Annotated in this window: 11 protein-coding genes; 1 reads left to right on the top strand and 10 read right to left on the bottom strand. The window is 67.3% G+C overall.

Annotated features, from left to right (window positions below; all coding sequences use genetic code 11):
• Window positions 1-3: 3 nt before the first annotated feature.
• The 4 genes from ABZ942_RS40985 to sbnA are packed head-to-tail and all read right to left on the bottom strand — an operon-like array spanning window position 4 to window position 13,566.
• Window positions 4-7,332, bottom strand: coding sequence for an amino acid adenylation domain-containing protein (locus ABZ942_RS40985; protein ID WP_357391662.1), 7,329 nt, complete (start codon window positions 7,330-7,332; stop codon window positions 4-6).
• Window positions 7,329-12,278, bottom strand: coding sequence for an amino acid adenylation domain-containing protein (locus tag ABZ942_RS40980; protein WP_357391661.1), 4,950 nt, complete (start codon window positions 12,276-12,278; stop codon window positions 7,329-7,331). Before ABZ942_RS40980 ends, ABZ942_RS40985 begins: the two co-directional genes overlap by 4 nt.
• 54 nt (window positions 12,279-12,332) lie before the next feature.
• Window positions 12,333-12,542, bottom strand: a complete 210-nt coding sequence (locus tag ABZ942_RS40975; RefSeq protein WP_357391660.1) for an MbtH family NRPS accessory protein — start codon at window positions 12,540-12,542, stop codon at window positions 12,333-12,335.
• A gap of 28 nt (window positions 12,543-12,570) precedes the next feature.
• On the bottom strand, window positions 12,571-13,566 hold the full coding sequence (gene sbnA, locus ABZ942_RS40970) for a 2,3-diaminopropionate biosynthesis protein SbnA (RefSeq protein ID WP_357391659.1): 996 nt from the start codon (window positions 13,564-13,566) through the stop codon (window positions 12,571-12,573).
• A gap of 182 nt (window positions 13,567-13,748) precedes the next feature.
• Between sbnA and ABZ942_RS40965 the strand changes: the two genes are divergently transcribed.
• Window positions 13,749-15,125 (top strand): condensation domain-containing protein, encoded by a 1,377-nt coding sequence (locus tag ABZ942_RS40965; protein WP_357391658.1) that lies wholly within the window; start codon window positions 13,749-13,751, stop codon window positions 15,123-15,125.
• Window positions 15,126-15,144: 19 nt separating this feature from the next.
• Here the strand turns inward: ABZ942_RS40965 and ABZ942_RS40960 are convergent, their stop codons facing one another.
• From ABZ942_RS40960 to fabG, 6 genes are all read right to left on the bottom strand, one after another.
• Complete coding sequence (locus ABZ942_RS40960; RefSeq protein ID WP_357391657.1) at window positions 15,145-15,753, bottom strand: TIGR00730 family Rossman fold protein; 609 nt, start codon at window positions 15,751-15,753, stop codon at window positions 15,145-15,147.
• Between the two features lie 2 nt (window positions 15,754-15,755).
• Window positions 15,756-16,784 carry a fused (3R)-hydroxyacyl-ACP dehydratase subunits HadA/HadB gene (locus ABZ942_RS40955; RefSeq protein ID WP_357391656.1) on the bottom strand — a complete coding sequence of 343 codons (1,029 nt, stop codon included), beginning with the start codon at window positions 16,782-16,784 and terminating at the stop codon, window positions 15,756-15,758.
• Window positions 16,781-17,800 carry a beta-ketoacyl-ACP synthase 3 gene (locus ABZ942_RS40950; RefSeq protein WP_357391655.1) on the bottom strand — a complete coding sequence of 340 codons (1,020 nt, stop codon included), beginning with the start codon at window positions 17,798-17,800 and terminating at the stop codon, window positions 16,781-16,783. Before ABZ942_RS40950 ends, ABZ942_RS40955 begins: the two co-directional genes overlap by 4 nt.
• Before the next feature lie 314 nt (window positions 17,801-18,114).
• The gene (locus ABZ942_RS40945; RefSeq protein WP_357391654.1) at window positions 18,115-18,372 is read right to left on the bottom strand and encodes an acyl carrier protein; all 258 of its coding nucleotides are present in this window, start codon (window positions 18,370-18,372) and stop codon (window positions 18,115-18,117) included.
• 45 nt (window positions 18,373-18,417) lie between these two features.
• Window positions 18,418-19,368 (bottom strand): beta-ketoacyl-ACP synthase 3, encoded by a 951-nt coding sequence (locus tag ABZ942_RS40940; RefSeq protein ID WP_357391653.1) that lies wholly within the window; start codon window positions 19,366-19,368, stop codon window positions 18,418-18,420.
• Window positions 19,365-20,117 (bottom strand): 3-oxoacyl-ACP reductase FabG, encoded by a 753-nt coding sequence (fabG, locus tag ABZ942_RS40935; RefSeq protein WP_357391652.1) that lies wholly within the window; start codon window positions 20,115-20,117, stop codon window positions 19,365-19,367. The genes ABZ942_RS40940 and fabG overlap by 4 nt, the downstream gene beginning before the upstream one ends.
• Between the last annotated feature and the right edge of the window lie 39 nt (window positions 20,118-20,156).

Here is a 20,156-nt window from a genome sequence, read left to right as displayed (position 1 = left end):
GTTTCAGCTCTCTGTCCCGGGGACGTACCGAAGCAGGGCATCGACCCTGGACGGTTCGAAGACGCCCTGGTGATCACCGGCGATCCGGTCGATTCGCAGACCGCGCAACGCGAGCGACCGCCATCGGTCCAGATATTCGGCGTAGCCACGCCCGCCGGTGACGGAGTGGGTGCCTGCGGCGCACTCGTCGGTCACCATCAGGTGGACGCGCGCGGCGAGCGGTCGATAGCGGTGGGCCGACATACTGCGGTCGAGCAGGCGCCAGGTGCGCATGTTCACCGCCAGTTCGTCCAGCAGTTCGGGCTGGGCGCTCACCCCGGCCAGCCGCAAGAGCGCGATCAGCGTCTCCTCCACGCTCGCTCTGGACGCACCGGTAGCGGCCGCACGGACGGCGAACAGGCGCTCGGCCTCGGCGAAGAACCGTTCATCCACGGCGCCGCCCTGAGCTGTCTGCGGATCCGCCCGATCGATGGCCGGATCGATGAGCGCCAGAATCGGTGCCGGCTCACCCCGTTCGACCAGTTGCCTGGCCATCTCCCACGCCACCGTGGCCCCCGACGACCATGCGAGCAGGTGCACGGGGCCCTCGTGTCCGGTCTCCGCCAGTTCCGCGAGATAACCCTCGGCCAACATCGCCACCGACGGCGGCGCGGCCTCGTCGCGAATTGCCTTGGCCGCGAAGGCCGCGACCGGGCGCCGCGGGCCGATCCGCTCGGCGAGCGGCCGGAACCAATGAATGCTCCCGCCGACGGGGTGCACGCAGAAGATCGGGGCGCCCCGACGGTTGGGGCTGAGCCAGACGAGGGATCTCGTTGCGGTGTCCGCCCGATCGACCTTGGCGGCCAGTTCCGCCACCGTCCGGCACTCCAGCAGGTCCGCGGTGGACAGGGCCAGGCCGAGTTCCTGCGCTTCGGCCACCACGCGCAGCATCAGCAGCGAGTGACCACCGAGCTCGAAGAAGTCGTGGTGGACGCCGATGCGTTCGAGGTCGAGTACGCGACGCCACACCGAGGCGATCAGCACTTCGGTCTCGGTGCGCGGCGCGAGGTAGGTACGACTCGCGGCGACGCTCGTCAGTTCTGGCGCGGGCAGCGCGTTGCGGTCCACCTTCCCGTTCTGGTTGAGCGGGATCGTGTCCAGTTCGATGAACAGCGTCGGCACCATGTATTCGGGCAGCGTCTGCTTGCAGTGGGCGATCAACGCATCGCGGCCGGGCATTTTCGCGCCCTCGGCCACGCAGTAGGCGATGAGCTGCTTGTCGGTGTCGGCCAGCCGGCGCGCGACGACCAGGGCGTCGCGGATCTCCGGATGGCCGGTGAGCACCGTCTGGATCTCGCCTGTCTCGATGCGGTATCCGCGGACCTTGACCTGATGGTCGACCCGATCGACGAAGACGACATTGCCGTCGGCACGGATCCGGCACAGGTCGCCGGTGCGGTAGAGCCGGGACCCCGGCATCCCGAACGGATCCGGGACGAACCGGTCGGCGGTGACGTCGGGCATATTGGCGTAGCCGCGCACCACTCCGACTCCGCCGACGTAGAGTTCGCCGAGGGCTCCGATGGGCGCAGGCTCCATATTTTCGTCGAGCACATACATCGTGGTGTTGGGAATCGGCCTGCCGATCGGAACGAGTTCGCCATCCTCGTCGCCCGCGATCTCGTAGGTGCAGTTGGCCACCGAAATCTCCGTCGGCCCATACTCGTTCAGCAAGACCGAGGGGCCGCCGAGCGCCCGCCAGCGTTCGAGGGTGCGGCGCGGGAAAGCGTCCGCGCCGACCGCGAGCAGCGGTGCCAGGGCCGCCGCCTCGTCGGCGGTGAGCTGCGCGGTGAGCAGGTCGAGGTGGCCCGGCGTCATCTTGATGAAGCGGTAGGGGCCGGACTCGACCAGCAGCCTGCCCAGGTCGTCGACCTCGACCTGCTGCGGAAGCACGTGCACCGCCTCGCCCATGATCAGCGGCGTGTAGAGGTCGGGTACCACCATGTCGAAGGCGATCGACGAAAACAGCGGCGCCCCACCGGAACCCTGCGCGGCGTAACCCTCGACGCACCACCACAAATAGTTGGTCACGCCGCGGTGCGGAACCAGCACGCCCTTCGGCCGCCCCGTGGATCCCGAGGTGTAGATGACGTAGGCCAGGTTGTCCACCCCGGCGACGGGCGGCAACGCCGCGCCGGACTGGGCGTCGATCAGCTCACGGTCGCGATCGACCAGCAGATAGTCGTCGGCGGGGCGGATACCGGCGAGCAGTTCGGCGTAATCGCTGTGGGTCACCACAATGTCCGCGCCCGCGTCGGTAAGCATGTAGGCGAGCCGCTCAGCCGGATAGGTCTGGTCGAGCGGAACATAGGCGCCGCCCGCTTTCCACACACCGAGCAGACACGGGACCAGCTCGAGGCCGCGGTCGACCAGCACCCCCACCACCTGCTCGGGGCCGACACCACGCTGACGCAACAGCCGGGCGTACCGGTTGGCCCTGGCATCGAGTTCCGCGTAGGTCATCTGGGCCCCGTCGAAGGTCACCGCGACCGCGTCGGGATTCTTCGCCGCCTGGATCTCGAAAAGCTCCTGCACACAAGCGATCCGGCGCGGCGCGGCGGTGTCGTTCCATGCGGCGAGGACCTGTTCGCGTTCCCCGGCAGGCAGGTAGGCGGCGACCGCGTCACCGCCGGGCGCGGCGGCCATCGCCACCAGCACCGCCCGGTACATCGCGCCGAGCCGGGCGCCATTGGCGCGGCTGACGACGGCCGTATTGGTGGTCAGGACCACGTGCCCGTCCTGCGTGGCCGCCGAGAGTGCGAACTCGTTGGGGCTGGCGTCCACGCTCATCGCGTAGTCGACCAGGTCCCGGTCGACCATGTGGAAATCGAGGTAATTGAAGAAGACGTCGACCAATCGCCGGCCGCCGGCGAATTCGTTCTGCATGGCCGACAGCGGGAATCGCCGGTGCGGCCACAGCTCGACCTCCTGCGCGAAGACCTGCTGGACCAACTCCCGCCAGGTGGACGCCGATACCCGGAAGGCGAAGGGCACGGTGTTGAGATACATGCCGTAGACCTGATCCGCGCCGAGCCGCTCGGGGCGGGTGTCACAGACCAGGCCCGCGAAGAAGGTGTCCTCGAAGGTGAGCATGCTGAGGACCTTGAGGTGCGCGGCGTGCAGCACGCTCTTCATCGGCACGCCCGCCTCGGCGGCCAGCGCCCGCAAACCGTCCTCCAGGTCGTGGAAGGCGACGGGGACCTGATACATCTCCCGGGGCGCGGCGAGATCGCCCCAGTGCGAGGGCAATTCGAATTTGGTCCCCTCGCGCACCACCCGACTCCAGTAGTCCCGGTCCTCGGCCGAGGTGAGCGCCGCGCGCTCGGCGGCGACATAGTCGGCGTAGCGCACCGCCGGCATCGGCGTGGCCACGGGCGTAGCGCCCGCCCGGATTTCGCGATAGCCGCGCAGCAGCTCCATCAACAGCGAGTGGTAGCTCCAGCCTTCGAGAATCGCGTGGCACTCCGTGATGACCAGCCACCAGTCGGTCTCGCTGGTGATCTGCGCGAACACCCGGAGCAGTGGCGGATTGCCGAGGTCGAACGGATGTGCCCGTTCCTGCTCGATGTGCGCATGGACCGCCTGCCGCTGCGCCTCGTCGTCGAGCCGGCGTAGATCCGCCATGCCCACCGACATCTCGGCCGTGCGGTGCACCAGCTGCAGTGGCTCGGTGTAGCCGAACAGGTCGATGGAGGTGCGCAGCACCTCGTGCCTGCCGACGACGATCGCGGCCGCGGCTTTCAGGGCGGCCGGCGAAAACGGCCGATCATCGAGGACTTTGAACGCGGTCACGTTGTGGTAGGTCCGCTCCGCGCTGCTGAGCATCTCGAAGATCATCCCGGCCTGGACCTGAGACAGCGGGTAGGCGTCGGTGACGTCCGTCGCGCGGACGCGATCCACGTCGGCGTCGGCCAACAGGCTGAAGGGAGCCACGGTCGGCTCCTCCACCAGGGCGGTGGTGTGCTCGGCAACCATGTCGGCCAGCCGCGCCACCGTCCGCAGCCGGAACACGTCGCGGACCGTGACGTCGAAACCGGCCGCCCGGACCGCGCCGACCAGGACCACCGCCTTGATCGAGTCGCCGCCGAGATCGAAGAAGTCGTCGTCGACGCCGACCTGGTCCAGGCGCAGCATCGTTCCCCAGATCTCGGCCAGCACCCCTTCATCCCGCGTGCCGGGGGCACGGTAGCCGCGGACCGCGCGATCGATCGCGCGCCCCGGCGCGGGCAGCAGCCGCCAATCCAGTTTTCCGCTGGTGGTCAGCGGGAAATGATCGACAGCGACGAAAGCCGACGGGATCATGTAGACCGGCAACGACCGGGCGGCCCAGTCCTTGAGCTCGGCCGGATCGGGACCCGGCGACGATCCCGAATCCTCGCCGCCACGAATGACATACGCCACCAGTTCCTTGATGCCCGGGACGTCCTCCCGGACCACGACGACCGCATCCCGTAGCCCCGGATGACCGGCCAGCACCGACTGGATCTCGCCGAGTTCGATGCGATAGCCACGAACCTTCACCTGGCTATCGATTCGGCCGAGATGCTCCAGCTCCCCGTCCGGACGGATCCGGCCGAGGTCTCCGGTCCGGTAGAGCCTGGCGCCCGGCTGTCCGAACGGGTCGGGGACGAATCGATCGGCGGTCAGGTCGGGGCGGCCGAGGTAGCCGCGAGCCAGCCCTGGGCCGCCGACATGGATTTCCCCCGGCACCCCGATCGGGGCCAGATTGCCTGATCGGTCCAGCACGTAGCTGCGCAGGTCGGCGATGGGACGGCCGACCGAATTCGAGGCGAACTCGTTCTCCGCCATGGTGATTCGGCGGTGGCTGACATGCACCGTGGTCTCGGTGATGCCGTACATGTTGATCAGTTCCGGACGGTCGACGCCGAGCCGGGCGATCCATGGCTCGAGGTCGCGGACGTCGAGGTGTTCGCCACCGAAGATCACCGTGCGCAGGGCCAGGCGACGCACCCGGGGATCGTCGTGGCGAGCCGCGTCGGTCAGGGCGCGGAAGGCCGACGGGGTCTGGTTGAGGACGGTAACCTGTTCCGCGACAAGCAGATCCAGGAACTCATCGGGCGACCGGGACACTCCCCCGCCGACGACGACCAAGCGTCCACCGTGCAGTAGCGCCCCCCACAGCTCCCAGACGGAGAAATCGAAGGCGTAGGAGTGGAACAGCGTCCAGGTGTCCTGGGGACCGAACTCGAAGTGGCGCTGGGTGGCGGCGAAGAGGCGGACCACGTTGGCATGGGTGACCGCGACGCCCTTGGGTTTGCCGGTGGAGCCCGAGGTGTAGATGACGTAGCCGAGATTGTCCGGGGCCGTGCGGTTTTCCGGGTTGGTCGCGGGCATGGCGGCGATCGCCTCGTGGTCGCGATCGAGCAGGATCAGCTCGATCGCGCGGTCGGCCGCCGCGGTCACCGTCGCCGCGTGCGCGGACTCGGTGACCACGATCCGGGCACCGGCGTCCGAGAGCGCCCAGCCGAGCCGTTCGACCGGATGGGACGGGTCGAGCGGCAGATAGCCCGCACCGGATTTCAGCACCCCGAGCAGCGTGGCGACCAGATCTATTCCTGGCTCGAGGCAGACACCCACCAGCGACTCCGGACCTGCCCCACGTTTCCGCAAAGCATGGGCGAGCCGATTGGCGTGCGCCTCGAGCTCCGCGTAGGTGCGGCTCGTACCGCCGGACACCACCGCGACCGCATCGGGTGTGGCGGCGGCCTTCGATTCGAAGAGCTCGTGCACGCACGCCGCGCTCGTCGGCGGTAGCCGCACCGCCGACGGCGACCGTCCGCCCGCACTGAGCAACGCGAGCTCGGCGGGCTCGAGCAGCGCGAACGCGGAGACCCGGGTATCCGGTGCCGCCGCGATACCGTCCAGCAGACGAAGGTAGCGATCCGCGAGGCGCCGCACGGTGTCGGATTCGAAGAGCGCGGTGGCATATTCGACGACGCCGCGGAGCGAGCCGTCGGCCTCCTCCTGCAGGTGGCAGGAGAGGTCGAACTTGGCGACCGTCGACGGGACGACGACACGCTCCACCGCGACGCCCGCAATCTCGAAGGTGGCCTCGGCGGACTCGTGCATCGCGAACGCCACCTGGAACAGTGGCGTTCTGGCCAGGTCACGGTCCGGCTGAAGATCGTCGACCAGCTGACTGAACGCCACGTCCTGATGCTCGAGCGCGTCCAACAGCGTCGACCGGTTCGCGTCGAGCAGCTCGGTGAACGACGGATCGCCCGACCAGCGGGCCCGCAGCACCAGCGTATTGACCAGATAGCCGATCAGGTCGCGGATCTCGGCCCGGGTACGCGCGGTGACGGGCGTGCCGACGGCCAGATCCGTGGCGCCGGTGTGGCGGGCGAGCAACACCTGAAAGGCGGTCAGCAGCACGACGAATGGGGTGGTGTTCCGCTCCCGCGCGATCGCGCGCAATGCGGCGGCGACGGGGGCGGCCACCGCGAACGGAACCGTCGCCCCGTGCCAGTCCCGCAGCACCGGCCGCGGCCGATCGGTGGGGAGTTCCAGCGGGCCGAGCCCGGACAGTTGGCGCTGCCAGTAGGCCGCGCCGTTCGCCTGCGTCGCCGACCGGTGGGTCCGCTGCCATGCCGCATAGTCGGCGTATTGCACGGACAGCGTGGGCAGTTCGCCGTTCTTCGGCTCGCCACCGGAACCGTACAGCGTGGCCAGCTCCTTGGTGAAGAGCTCCAGGGAAGCGTCGTCACCGGCGATGTGGTGCATGACGACGATCAGCAGGTGCTCGTCGTCGCTCAGCCGAATCAGCCGGGCTCGGATCGGCGCCTCGTGCTCCAGATCGAACGGCGTTGCCAATTCCTGCTCCAGCAGCGCCCACGCGGCCGACTCCCGCTCTTCAGGAGCAAGTTCGGTGAGGTCCATAGAGTCCATGACCGGTACGGTGTCGACCGAGCCGATCACCTGGACGGGCACCGCCCCCGCCAATCGGTAACGGGTGCGCAGGATTTCGTGCCGCCGCAGCACCTCGGTGAACGCCAGGCCCATCGCCTCGGGGCGCAGTGGCCCGCGCAACCGCAGGACCAGCGGCATGAGGTATTCCGGGCTCTCCGGCGCCCATCGGTTGAGGAACCACATCTGCTGCTGCCCGAACGACAGCGGCAGTTCTCCGTCCCGTGCCGCGGGACCGATCTCCCGCTGAACGCGCGCGGCTGCCGCACTGCCACCGGCCGGGCGACCGGCCAACCGCCGCCGCAACAGCTCCTCGCGGAGGTCGCGGTCCTGGAAGTTGGCCACGCCGGCGTCACCAATCGTCATGACGGGGTCTGCTCCTTGATCTGGTTCGTGTACGCCGCGATCTCGGCGTCGTCGAGCAGGGCTATCTCCGCTCGGATCTCCGCTTCCAGCACCTCCGCCAGGTCGGCGAGGACCGGCCACTCGTAGACCGTGCGCAACGGCACGACAAGCGCGAAGGACTCGTGGATCTCGGTGACCATGCGGGCCGCGAGCAGCGAGGTCCCCCCGGTGTGGAAGAAGTTGCATCGTGCGCTGTCGACCCGGATCCCGCCGAGCAGCTCGCTCCATATCTCGGCGAGACGTTCCTGCACGGGGCCGCGCAGGGCGACCCGCTCCCCGGGCGAACTCCCGAATTCGGCGGGCGGCAACGCCTTTCGATCCACCTTCCCGCTCGGGTTGAGCGGGAACTCGTCGATCGTGACGAAAACCGTCGGGATCATGTAGTCGGGCAACCGAGTACGGCAGTACACGGCGAGTTCGGTTTGTGGCCCCGGCGGACAGGCGGGCACGCAGTACGCGACCAACTGCTGCTCCGTCCCGACCGCGGCGGCGACCACGAGGGCATCGTGTAACTCCGGATGGGTGCGCAGCACCAGGGCGATCTCGTCCGGCTCGATGCGGTGGCCCCGGATCTTCACCTGATTGTCGATTCGGTCCAGGTATTCGACCGTCCCGTCGGGGTGACGTTTGACGAGGTCTCCGGTGCGATAGAGGCGCGAACCCGGGATCGGCGAGAACGGGTCGGGGATGAACTGCTCCGCCGTCCGCTCCGGCAGGTCGCGGTAGCCGCGGGCAAGTCCCGCCCCGCCGATGAGCAGCTCGCCGGGCACCCCGACGGGGACCTGCACCAGGTTCTCATCGACGACATAGACGGTCGTGTTCTGCAGCGGCCGCCCGATCGCGACCCGATCGGGCGCCTGCGCTACCGCCCAGGCCATCGACCAGATCGTGGTCTCCGTCGGACCGTAGACGTTGGTCAGCCTGCCCACCCGCGCACGCAACTGCCGCGCGAGGTCGACCGACAACGCCTCCCCGCCGACCAGGGCGACCGTCGAGGATCGGTCGAAGCCCGCCTGCAGCAACAGTTTCCACCCCGACGGGGTGGCCTGCACGTGCGAAACCCCGTGTCTGTCGACGAGACCGAGCAGGGCCTGTCCGTCTCTGGCCTGCTCGGCGCTGGCCAGCACGACCCGGCCGCCGGAGATCAGCGGGAGGAAAAGCTCCAGACCCGAGATGTCGAACGACAGCGCTGTGATGGCGAGCCACACATCTCCGGGCGCGGCACTGAGGTCGTCGCGCATGGCCAGCAGCAGATTTGCCAGGGCGCGATGCTCGACCTCGACACCTTTGGGCCGCCCGGTCGAACCGGAGGTGTAGATGACATAGGCGAGCTCACCGCCCGACGGCACGAGTCCGGCTGTCCCCGCGGCGTTTTCGGCGTCTCCGTCCGACGCGAGCAGCAGGGTGGCGCCGTTCGCCGCAGGCAGCAGTTCCCGGTGTGCGGCCTCGGCGATCACCACGGTGGCCTGCGAGTCGCCGAGCATATAGGCGAGCCGCTCCGCGGGGAGCGCCGGACTGAGCGGAACGTACGCGGCGCCGGCCTGCCACACCCCGATCAGGCAGGCCACCAGATCAGGAGTCCGGTCCATCAGCACCCCGACCACCGATTCGGGCCCGACACCGATGGCGCGCAAACGACGGGCGTAATGGCCGGCGCGCTCGTTCAGCTCGGCATAGGTCATCCGGCTCGTCCAGGCGTCCGGGGACCGACCGTCGATGATCGCGACCGCGTCCGGGGTAGCCGTCGCCTGCCGCGCGAAAAGCTCAGCGACACCGGCCGAGTCGCGGTCGACGACGGTGTCGTTCCATTCGACCAGCGATTGCCGTCGTTCGACGGCGGTGCGCAGCTCTACCGTGGAGATCGGCGCATCCGGTTGCGCGGCAACACTTTCCAGCAGCGTGAGGAAGTGCCGGGCCATCCGCTCGACGCTCTCCCGATCGAACAGCGCCGCAGCGTATTCCAGCACCGCGCCCAGTGACCCGTCGCGGTCGCGATGCATCACCAGCATCAGATCCGTCTTGGCCGTCTGCCAACCTTGCTGCAGCACGTCGATCTCCGAGGCGTCCGCCGTCGGCGCGGTGAAGCCCTCGTCGTGCAGATCGAACATGACCTGATACAGCGGCGTGCGGGACAGATCCCGTTCGGGCTGCATCGCCTCCACCAGTCGCTCGAACGGCAGCTCTTGATGAGCGAACGCGTCCAATGCGGTGCGGCGAACCCGGTCGAGCGCCACGCCGAAACCGGGGTCACCGGTGAGGTCACAGCGAATAACCAGGGTATTGAGGAAAAGGCCGACCACGCCTTCGGTTTCCGGGCGGAGCCGTCCGGCGACCGGAGCGCCGACCGGGATATCCCATCGACCCGTATAGCGAGCCAGCAGAGTGGCGAACGCGGTCAGCAACGTCATGTACGGGGTGGCGCCGCCGCGCCGTCCCAGCTCGGTGACCGCGCGGCTCAACCGGGGCGGAACGGTGAAGACGACAGCGCCCCCGCGGGCGTCGCGGATCGCCGGACGCGGTCGGTCGGTGGGCAGATCCAGTGGCGTGCTGCCGTCCAGGACCGAGCGCCAGTGGGCCAGCTGCCGGTCCAGCAGGTCGCCGGTGAGCCGATCTCGCTGCCACACCGCATAGTCGGCGTATTGCACCGGCATCGGGGCGAATTCGGGCTGACGCCCGTCGCGAAGGGCCGCGCAGGCGACGCCGAATTCGCGCTCCAGCAGCGCGGATGACCATCCGTCACAGGCGATGTGGTGGATCGTCAGGATGAGCAGGTGCTCGGCGCCCGGGGTGCGGACCAGCAGCGCCCGCCACACCGGCCCGGCGTCGAGGTCGAATCCCCTGGCGCATTCCGCCGCGAAAAGCTGTCCGAGCGCGGCGCCGGCGGCCGTTCCGAGATCCTTCTCCGCCAGCTCGACGACGGGTTCGCGCTCGATCACCTGCCGGGGTTGTCCGTCGAGCACCGGGTAGCGGGTGCGCAGCACCTCGTGCCGCTGCGCCAGCAGCGCCAACGCTCGCGCGATCTGCTCGGAGCTCGTGTCGGCGGACACCCGCAACAGCAGCGGCACAACGTATTCCGCGCTCGCCGGGTTCAGCCGGTCCAGCAACCACAGGCGCTGCTGCCCGAAGGACAGCGGCATCGACGCGCCGCGCTCGACCGGCCGCACCGGGGACACCTCCTGGCCGCGCGTCGCGATCAGCGCCGCCTGCCCCGCCACGGTGGGCGAGGCGAGCAGTTCGGTCAGCGCGACCTCCTGCCCCGACGCACTGTGCAGCCGCCCGGCCAGGCGGTTGAGCATCAGCGAATATCCGCCGCGCTGATAGAAGTCGTCGTGCACCCCGATGCGGTCGATGCCGAGCAGCTCAGACCACAGACTCGCGACGAGGTGTTCCTCGGCCGTCCGCGGGGCCACGTACTCGGGGTCGATGAGCGACTCGCCGGACCAGGGATCCGGGAGCGCCGCCCGGTCGAGCTTGCCGCTGCTGGTCCTCGGCAGCTCCGTGAGCGAGACCAGGACCGTCGGCACCGAATAGTCCGGTAGCCGGGCACGGAGATAGTCGCGCAGTTCGCCGAGTGTAATCGTCTGCGTGGCAACGAAATACGCCACGAGCTGGCGGGCGCCGGCCCGATCCGTGCCGACGGTGACCGCGGCCTGCCGAATCACCGGGAGCGTGGTGAGGACGCTCTCCACCTCGCCCGGCTCGATCCGGACGCCACGGATCTTGACCTGATCGTCGAGGCGGCCGAGAAATTCCAGGATGCCATCGGAGCGCCACCGCGCCCGGTCGCCGGTGCGATAGAGCCTGGCGCCAGCCGGACCGTAGGGGTCGGGGACGAAGCGTTCGGCGGTGAGCTCGGGCCGGCCGAGATAGCCCCTGGCCACGCCGGGCCCACCCGCGAAGAGCTCGCCGGGGACGCCGATCGGGGCCAGTTCGCCCGCCGCGTCGAGCAGCAGTACCCGCATCCCGCTGATGGGACGGCCGATCGGCACCTGACCGGTGGTTTGCGCACGGTCGAACCGGTGGGCGGTGATATCGATCGAGCATTCAGTGGGGCCGAACGTATTCCACAGTTCGGTGTCGGGTCCCAGCGGATCGAGTAGCCGATGCGCCAGCTCCGCGTGCAGCGGTTCGCCTGCCGAGAAGATCAGCCGCAGCGAGCTGCACAGTGGCCAGTCCGGCTCGCCCGCAAGCAGACTCAGCACCGAGGGCACCCCCTGCAGCACCGTGGCGCCGCGCTCGATCACGGCGCGGACCAGTGCCGCGGGATCCCGCTCGGCACCTACCGGAGCCATGACGACCGTCGCGCCGACCACGAGCGGGGCGAAGATCTCCCAGCCTGCCGCATCGAAGCTCAGCGGCGTCTTCTGCAGAACCCGATCGGCACCGCCGAGCTCGTGGCGGCGAACGGTCCACCTCACCCGGTTGGCGATCCCCTCGTGGCTGACGACCACGCCCTTGGGCTGTCCGGTCGAGCCCGAGGTATAGATCGCATACGCGGCGCCCGCCGGATCGACCGGCTGCCCCGCAGAGTGCATCGGAAATTCGGCGATCCCGACGGATGCGTCATCCAACGGCACGCCGTCGTGCACGAGGTGGGCCAGCCGGGACTGGGTCAGCGTGAGGGCGACTCCGGTATCGCGTTGCATGAATTCCAGCCGTTCGGCCGGGTGGGCCGGGTCGAACGGCACATAACCGGCCCCCGCCTTCCACACGCCGAGCAGGGCGATCACCAATTCCGGACTGCGTTCGGCACATACACCGACCAGATCGTCCGGGCCGATACCGCGGGCGCGGAGAAAGTTCGCCAGTTGATCAGCCCGCGCGATCAACTCACGATAGGTGAGCCGGTCGTCACCGGCTTCCACCGCAACGGCGTCCGGCGTCAGCCGAGCCTGTTCGTCTACCAAGCCTGGCAGCATAATTCCTACCGTTCCCGAAACCGATGAATTGTTCGGCCGCAATTATTGGACTGCCGCCATGCGTTGCCGCAGGCTGAGCGGTCGCATATCGGTCCAGACCGTCGCGATATGCGCGAGGCAATCCTTTTTGGGGCCGCGGGTACCCTCCGCTCGCCAGCCGGCGGGGATATCCCGATCGGCCCACCACACCGAATACTGTTCCTCGTGGTTGAGCACGACCAGATATTCGCGAATATCGGCTTCGTCGGCCATGACTATCCTTTCTGTTCGAATAGCGAGATCAGTTCGGGAGGGCTTCCAGCAGCTGCTTCTCCCCCGCGATATTCAGATTCCGATCCACCCAGTCGTCCGAGAAGACGGTCTGCAGATACCGGTCACCGCGGTCCGCCAGAATCAGCACGCAGTGCGACCCGGCCGGGATCTCCGGCGCCTTCTCCAGCAGCGCGGCCACCACCGCCCCCGACGACGCGCCCGCGAGGATGGCCTCGGCGGCGACCAGCCGACGGCAGGCGCGGACGCACTCCGCGTCGGTCACGTGCACGACCTCGTGTGCCGCGTCCTGGTCGAACAGCGCGGGCCGAACCGCGGCGCCGTGCCCGGGCAGCAGTCGTTTCGTGGCCGGCTGCCCGTCGAAGATGCGGCTGCCGACGGCATCTACCGCAACCAGCCGGGTCGACAGCGAGTGGGCGGCAACGTATTGAGCACAGCCACGCAGCGTGCCGAAGGAGCTGACCGCCGAGAACAGATAGTCGACCGGGGCGTCCAGCGCGGACACGATCTCCCGCATGGTCTGTTCGTGGGCACGCGGGTTGAGCAAGTTGGCGTACTGATTGGGCCAGTACGCGCCGGGTACTGAATCGGCTATCTCTTGAACCCGCCGGATGCGCGTGAGCAGATACTCACCGTCGGCGCCCGGCCGATTCACCATCTCCACCTCGGCGCCGTAGGCGTGCAGCATGCCGATGTTGTGTGAGCTGGTCTTCGCGTCGACGACACAGACGAACCGGATGCCGTAGTAGCAGCAGATCTGGGCGATCCCGACGGCGAGATTGCCGGAACTGGATTCCACCACGGTGGACCGGCCCGGCACCAACTCGCCGGACGCGATCTTGTCGGCCAGCATGCTCAGCGCGGAACGGTCCTTGATACTGCCCCCGGGGTTGGCCATCTCCAGTTTCGCATAGACGGAGAAATCGAATCCCGAAGACAACTTGACTAATTCGACAAGAGGCGTCTCGCCAATAGTGGCGAGAATGCCCCCGTGTTTCACACCCATCAGAATCCTCGTCCCTGCCAAGCTTCCCTGTCTCGCAGTTTGGTGCCATTTCCTATATCCGCCCTATACTCCCGGCGGATCCCGTTCCGGGTAGCTGCCACCGGGGCTGCTGTGATACACAGGGACTCGGACCACCTATCGGTTCCAACTCAATACATGTGCATATGAAAATTGGGGGATCTATGGCCGCCATATCGCCACTGACCATCCAGCAGGAATCAATGCTGCTGCTCAACAAGATGGCGCCCGACGGTATCGGGTACAACCACTTCGTCGGATTCACCGTCCGCCCCGGTATCAGCGTCGAACAACTGCAACGTGGCATGGATACGCTGCTGGCCCGGCACGATCTGCTCCGGTCCACCTTCCATGCCGACCACACCGGCACCCGTCGGCTGACCAGCCGGTATGCGGTCATCGAACCCGAAGTCATCGACGGCACCACACTGGATGCCGAACAGACCCGGGAGCTGGCACAGCAATTCGGCTACCGCCACTTCACGCTCGGCGAACAGCTACCGCTGCGCTGCCTGCTGATCGACCGTGGCCAGGCCGAGTCGGTGGTGGTGCTGGTGACCCACCACATCGCGAGCGATTTCCATTCGATCGGCGTGTTCGTGGCGGATCTGTTCACCAGTGCGCTCGAGCCGGATCGCGAACTGCCCCCGGTCGAGCACTCGTTCACCGACCATGTCCACGCGGAGCGGCAATGGCTGAACTCGGACGAGGCCGCGAGCGCACGCGACCATTGGTTGTCGCTGCTCGACGGCGTCGATCCGGTGCTGGAATTGCCGGCCGATCTGCCGCGGCCTGCCGAGTACCGGCTGGTCGGCGGCACCGTCGATTTCCGGCTGCCCGACCCGCTCGTCACCGAACTCAAGACCGTGTGCCGCGAATGCGGTGTCACGCCGTTCTGCTACCTGCTGGCCGCCTTCGTCGTCCTGCTGCAGCGCGGCAGCGGCCGGCGCGAGTTCGTCATCGGCTCGGGCATCGGTACTCGCGGCCGCCGAAGTGCCCATGTGACAGGGCCTTTCGTGAACACCATGCCGATCAAGGCGGCACCGGCAGCGGACCTCACCGTGGCTGAGCTCGGCACGGCCCTCGCCGAGCAGATCACCCGGTCCGCCGAACACGCCAGATACCCGTTCGCGCTGCTGCCGAGCGGCCTCGGCATTCCCCGCGACCCCAGCAGAACACCGTTGGTACAGGTGCTCATGACGCTGATGGCCGTCGGTCGGAGCAACCCGGTGCTCGCCGCGATCGCGGAGGGCGCTGGGCGGGTGGTGATCGGTGATCACCAGTTGGAACACCTGGACCTGCGCCACCAGGAAGGGCAGTTCGACCTGGGGCTGGAGATCTATCAGACCCCGCAGACGATCCGGGGCCGCCTGAAGTTCAACAGCGAGATCTTCACCAGGGCCACCGTCGAGCGGATGGCCCGGCACTACACCACGCTGATCGACGCGGCGGTGCACCACCCCGGCGAACTCATCGACCGGTTGTCCATGGTGGACCAGGAGGAGAAGGCCAGCTTGCTGGCCTTCTCCTCCGGCGAATAGTGTTGGCGCGCACGGGAACCTATGCCGACCGTTCGACGGGCGCGCTGGCCAGCGGCACCCGGGGGCGGCAACCGAGCAGATCCAGGGCATCCTCCACATCGCTGGTGTCCTGGATCAGCGCCCGGTCCTCCTGACCGATGAAGTCCGAACGAACGAGGTGGTCCAGCAGCAGGATCAGCGGGTCATAGAAGCCGTCGCGGTTGACCAGAACCATCGGCTTGCAGTGGAAACGCAGCTGATTCCAGGTGGCCACCTCCATCAGCTCGTCGAGGGTGCCGAGTCCACCGGGCAAGACCGCGAACGCATCGGACATCCGATACATCAAGGCCTTTCGCGCGTGCATGTCCTTCACCACGTAGATCTCACCCCGAACCTCCAGGGATTTCTCGCGCTCGCGCAGCTCGCGGGGGACGACGCCGGTGACGGCGCCACCACCGTCGAACACGCCCCTGGCCACGGCGTGCATCACGCCGGTGCCGCCCGCGCCGTAGACGAGATTGGCACCGCGGCCGGCCAGCGCGAGCCCGAAGTCGTGGCCGAGCTCGATGTGATCGTCGGACGCGCCGGCCCGAGCGCCACAGAAGACGGCGATCTTGTTGGTGAATGGGGTGGTAGCGCTACTGAACATGCTCATCTCCTCGATGAATTACTCGACAGTTGGACTTCGGCGAATGCTCGGCTGAACAGCCGCGCGCCCGCCGCACGAACATCGAGCGCCACGGTGGCGGCGTCGGCGTCGGGTCTGATCGCCTGGATATGACCGCTCAGCTCGAGCTCGACCGCGGCCTCCGCGTCGACCTCGGCCGAGCGGGTAAACCGCACACCGAATTTCCGAATGGCGGTCGGATCGCCGAGCCACGACGCCAGATATCCGGCGGTCAATCCCATGGTCAGCATTCCGTGCGCGACAACCGTCGGCAGGCCGGCGAACCGGGCGGCGGCGTCGCTGAAGTGAATCGGATTCGGGTCACCGGCTACGCCCGCGTAGTTCACCAGATCGCCGCGAGTCAGCCGGGCCGTCCGCGGCGGGAGCACATCGCCGACGGCCAGCCGATCGGCCCGCGGCACCGTGTCGACGTCGGGTCCCCGATACGGCCCGGCGGTGGCGACCTGCGGTTGCGCCGCGGCGGTGATCGGAATCAACCGTGGCGTCCGGTCCCCATCACCGTGCCGAGCCACCGTTTCTGCGAGCCGGGCTATGTCCGAGCGCACTTGCTGTCCCTGCCGAACCGCGATCGTCGTCGATTCGACGCGGATGACACAGCCCGACTGGTCGGTGACGACGAATCGCAAGGCCACGAAGTCCGTGTCGGCCGGCGAGCGAATCGACGTTATCGTCACGGCGGAGCGCAGCCGGTCCCCCGCGACGATGGCCCGGTGCATCTCGATTGTCTGCTCGGCGTGCAACACCTGCGAGAGATCACGGTCGGGGAACACCGCATTCAACACTGCGCGGATGCCGCTGACCGTTTGAATCGCGGTGAAGGTCGGCGGCGCCACCAGCCCGAGATAGCCCAGTTTCCGAGCGGAATCGTCGTCTCGATGCACCGGATGGTCGTTCTGCACGGCCCCGGCGAATTCGCGAATCTTCTCCCGGCCCACCTCGTAGTGGTCCGGCAGCCGGAACCACCGTCCCGCCAACCTGCGATCGGTCGTCAAGGGATCGTCACCACTTGGGCAGCGTGCACCAGTCCGGCGCCGTAGCCGACGACCAACGCCAGGTCGCCCCGGGCTACCGCGCCGTCGGCGCGCAGCGTGTCCATGGCGAGCGGGATCGAAGCGGCGCCGGTATTGCCCTGGGTCACGATGTCGCGCGCGACGGCCACTGCGGGCGGCAATCGCAAGGCGCGCACCAGAGTCTCGGTGATGCGCAGATTCGCCTGATGCGGGATGAATGCCGCGAGATCGTGCACCGTGACCCCGGCCGCTTCCATCGCCTGTTCGGCGACCGGGGCCACAGCGCTTGTCGCCCAGCGGTATACGTCCTGACCGACCATGGTCAGGGCCGGGAAGCGGGATCCGGATCGGGCGAAGTCGTCCGGATCCCGCAGCGCGTCCCATGGGGTGTGCTGCCGGATCGCCTGGCTCTTCGCCCCCTCCGAACCCCACACCACCGCACCGATTCCCGGTGTCGCCGACGGCCCGACCACGACGGCGCCCGCGCCGTCGGCGAACAGGAACGCGGTCATCCGGTCGTCGAAATCGGTGAGGTCGGACAGCCGTTCGACCGATACGACCAGTACCCGGCGCGCGGAACCGGCGCAGACCAGGTCGCCTGCGATCGTCAGCGCGTAGGTGAACCCGGCGCAGGCGGCGCCGACATCGAACGCACCGGACCGTAACCCCAATTCGTGCGCTATTTCCGCGGAAACGGACGGAGTGTTTCGCATCGACGACAGCGTCGCGACGATCACACAGTCGATATCCGCGGGCACGAGCCCGGCATCGGCGACGGCCGCGCGCGCCGCCGAGGCGCCCATCTCGACCAGAGTTTCCTTCTCGGAGGCCCGGCCCCTGGTCATGATTCCGGAGCGCGCCCTGATCCACTCGTCATCGGAGTCGATACGCTCACAGATCTCTTCATTGGTTACTGTCCGGCGCGGGCGATAGGCGCCGAGCCCTTCGATGCGAGCGAATTGCGTGCGGCGATCGGCCCGAATCTCACGTAGCGACATCTTGTTATTCAATTCACGTGCCCCGTACAGTCTCTAAATTGCTTCGGGTAACATCTCCGGTTCACGCCGACGCCGGCTCCTACCGTCGACCTCTCGAACCATGTACGTCGCCGTTGTCACCGCCGCCCTGGCGCAGCCCAGCATCTCCCGCGCCCGGGTCGTCTCGGAGTGATTCAGCAATGACATGCCGTCCAGCGCGCATCGAACAAGGTAGGTCGCCGCCACGGTCAGCGGTTCGCCCGCCGGGATCGTGTTCAGCTTCTCGTACGCGGACCGAAGTAGAAGTTCCGCCTCCTCGAAGGAACTCCCGGGCATTACGCTGCCCCGGATTCATCGCTTTCCTGCCGCATGACATAGTCGGCAAGATCGGCGACGGTGGTCAGCTTCGGCAATTCCGAATCCGGAATGTCGACGCCGAAGGTGGATTCGCTCGCCACGATCAGATCGACGGTGGTCAGCGAATCGACGCCGGCCGCCGTAAAACTGATCGACTCGTCATTACCGCCCTCATATTCAGGAAGGAATCGCTTGATGAGGGCGAAGATCTCGGTGACAACCTCGACACGGTTCATGATAAACAACTTTCTCACTGATTTTCGATGAAAAATTCTCGTATCCTAAAGGCGAACAACCTGAGCCGCGTGGCTCAAACCCGCTCCGTATCCGATCAGCAGCGCCAGGTCGCCGGATTGCACAGCGGGGTTCTCGTACAGGCGATGCAGCGCGAGCGGGATCGTGGCCGACGAGGTGTTCCCGGTATCGATCACATCGCGTGCCACCCGGTCCTCGGCGAAACCGAGTTGGCGGGCGAGCGCATCGACGATGCGCAGGTTGGCCTGGTGCGGCACGAACCAGGCGATCTCATCGAGTCCGACACCGGCGAGCTCGCAGGCCCGTTTGGCGGCCGCGGGCATTTTCCCGGTGGCCCACCGATAGACGGCCTGGCCCTGCATCGTGATCCGGTCGATGTTTCCGTCCTGCGCTTCGGTGACGATCGCCGCTGCCCGCGACCCGTCACTGCCCCAGCTGACCGGACCGATACCCCATTCGTCCGACGCCGAGACCACGGCGGCGCCCGCGCCGTCACCGAAGATCACGAAGGGCTCGCGAATTTCCGGCCCGATCAGATCGGACAGCCGCTCGGAGGAGGTGATGAGCACGTTTCGCGCCTGGCCGACCGCGACCGCATTGGACGCCATCGACAGCGCGTAGGTGAACCCGGCGCACACCGCTCCGAGATCGAAGGCGCCGGCCGCCGGAATACCCAGTCCGGTCGCGATCTGCGGCGCGGCGGCAGGCATCAGCTGACGTCGGCTCGAGGTGGTCAGAATGACCAGATCAACCTCGTCCGGCGCCACCTTCGCCGCTGCCAGGGCTTGCCCACCAGCGGCAATTGCCATGGCGACGATATCGTCCGCAGGCCCGGCATGATAGCGGGACTCGATACCGGTGCCATTTCGAATCCAGTCCGGATCCAGTCCGGCCAGGACGGCCAATTCATCGTTTTTGACGAGATTACCGGGGTGATAGACACCCAGGCCACTGATTCTTGTTCCGCTCGAAGTCACAACGTCGCTCCACCATCGATCTGAAATACCTGGCCTGTGATATACGAAGAACGGTCGGAGGCCAGAAAGGCGACCAGCTCGGCTACTTCTTCGGCGGTGCCCGGCCTGCCCAGAGTAACGCCGGAGAGTATATTTTCGGTGTGTTCCGCAGACAACGCCGAACTCATATCTGTTTCGATCAGTCCCGGTGCCACGACATTAGCTCGCGCGCCATACCGGCCTATCTCCTTCGCAAAGGACTTGGTGAACCCGATCATGCCGGCCTTGGAAGCCGCATAGTTGGTCTGGGCGAAATTTCCGTACACGCCGACCACGGAGGACACGGTGACCAGCGAACCCGACCGGCGGCGCATGAAACCGCGGATCACACTGCGGGAAATATTGTAGAGCCCGGTCAGATTGACCTGGATGACATCGTGCCAGTCCTGATTGTCCATGAGGGCCAATGGGCTGTCCTTCACAATGCCGGCACTGTTCACGACAGTGGTTATCGGCCCGACCGTTTGCTCGACATGCCGGACGAATTCCTGCACCTGCTCGAAATCGGTGACATCCAGTTTCCGGCACACCACCGATACGCCCTTGTCACCGACCTCGTCGAGCACGGCTCGGGCGGCGTCGGAATTGGCTCGGTAAACGAAAGCAATGTCATAGCCTTCCTCGGCCAAGCGATTCACCACCGCCCGGCCGATGCCACGCGATCCGCCGGTTACCAGCGCAACTGGCCTGCTCGGGGTTGGGACCGACACATTACCCCCACGATTACTGGTTGTTTCTTTTGTCAAGAA

Origin of the sequence: Nocardia sp. NPDC046473 (assembly GCF_040645995.1) — a bacterium.
GTDB lineage: Bacteria > Actinomycetota > Actinomycetes > Mycobacteriales > Mycobacteriaceae > Nocardia.
The sequence above is the reverse complement of the archived record's forward strand: the minus strand, read 5'-3'. Positions and strand labels throughout refer to the sequence as shown.

Coding starts and splice junctions, on each gene's coding strand:
- ABZ942_RS40985 (WP_357391662.1), bottom strand. CDS start 7,332: ATGACGATTGGTGACGCCGGCGTGGCCAACTTCCAGGACCGCGACCTC.
- ABZ942_RS40975 (WP_357391660.1), bottom strand. CDS start 12,542: ATGGCCGACGAAGCCGATATTCGCGAATATCTGGTCGTGCTCAACCAC.
- sbnA (WP_357391659.1), bottom strand. CDS start 13,566: ATGGGTGTGAAACACGGGGGCATTCTCGCCACTATTGGCGAGACGCCT.
- ABZ942_RS40965 (WP_357391658.1), top strand. CDS start 13,749: ATGGCCGCCATATCGCCACTGACCATCCAGCAGGAATCAATGCTGCTG.
- ABZ942_RS40960 (WP_357391657.1), bottom strand. CDS start 15,753: ATGTTCAGTAGCGCTACCACCCCATTCACCAACAAGATCGCCGTCTTC.
- ABZ942_RS40950 (WP_357391655.1), bottom strand. CDS start 17,800: ATGTCGCTACGTGAGATTCGGGCCGATCGCCGCACGCAATTCGCTCGC.
- ABZ942_RS40945 (WP_357391654.1), bottom strand. CDS start 18,372: ATGAACCGTGTCGAGGTTGTCACCGAGATCTTCGCCCTCATCAAGCGA.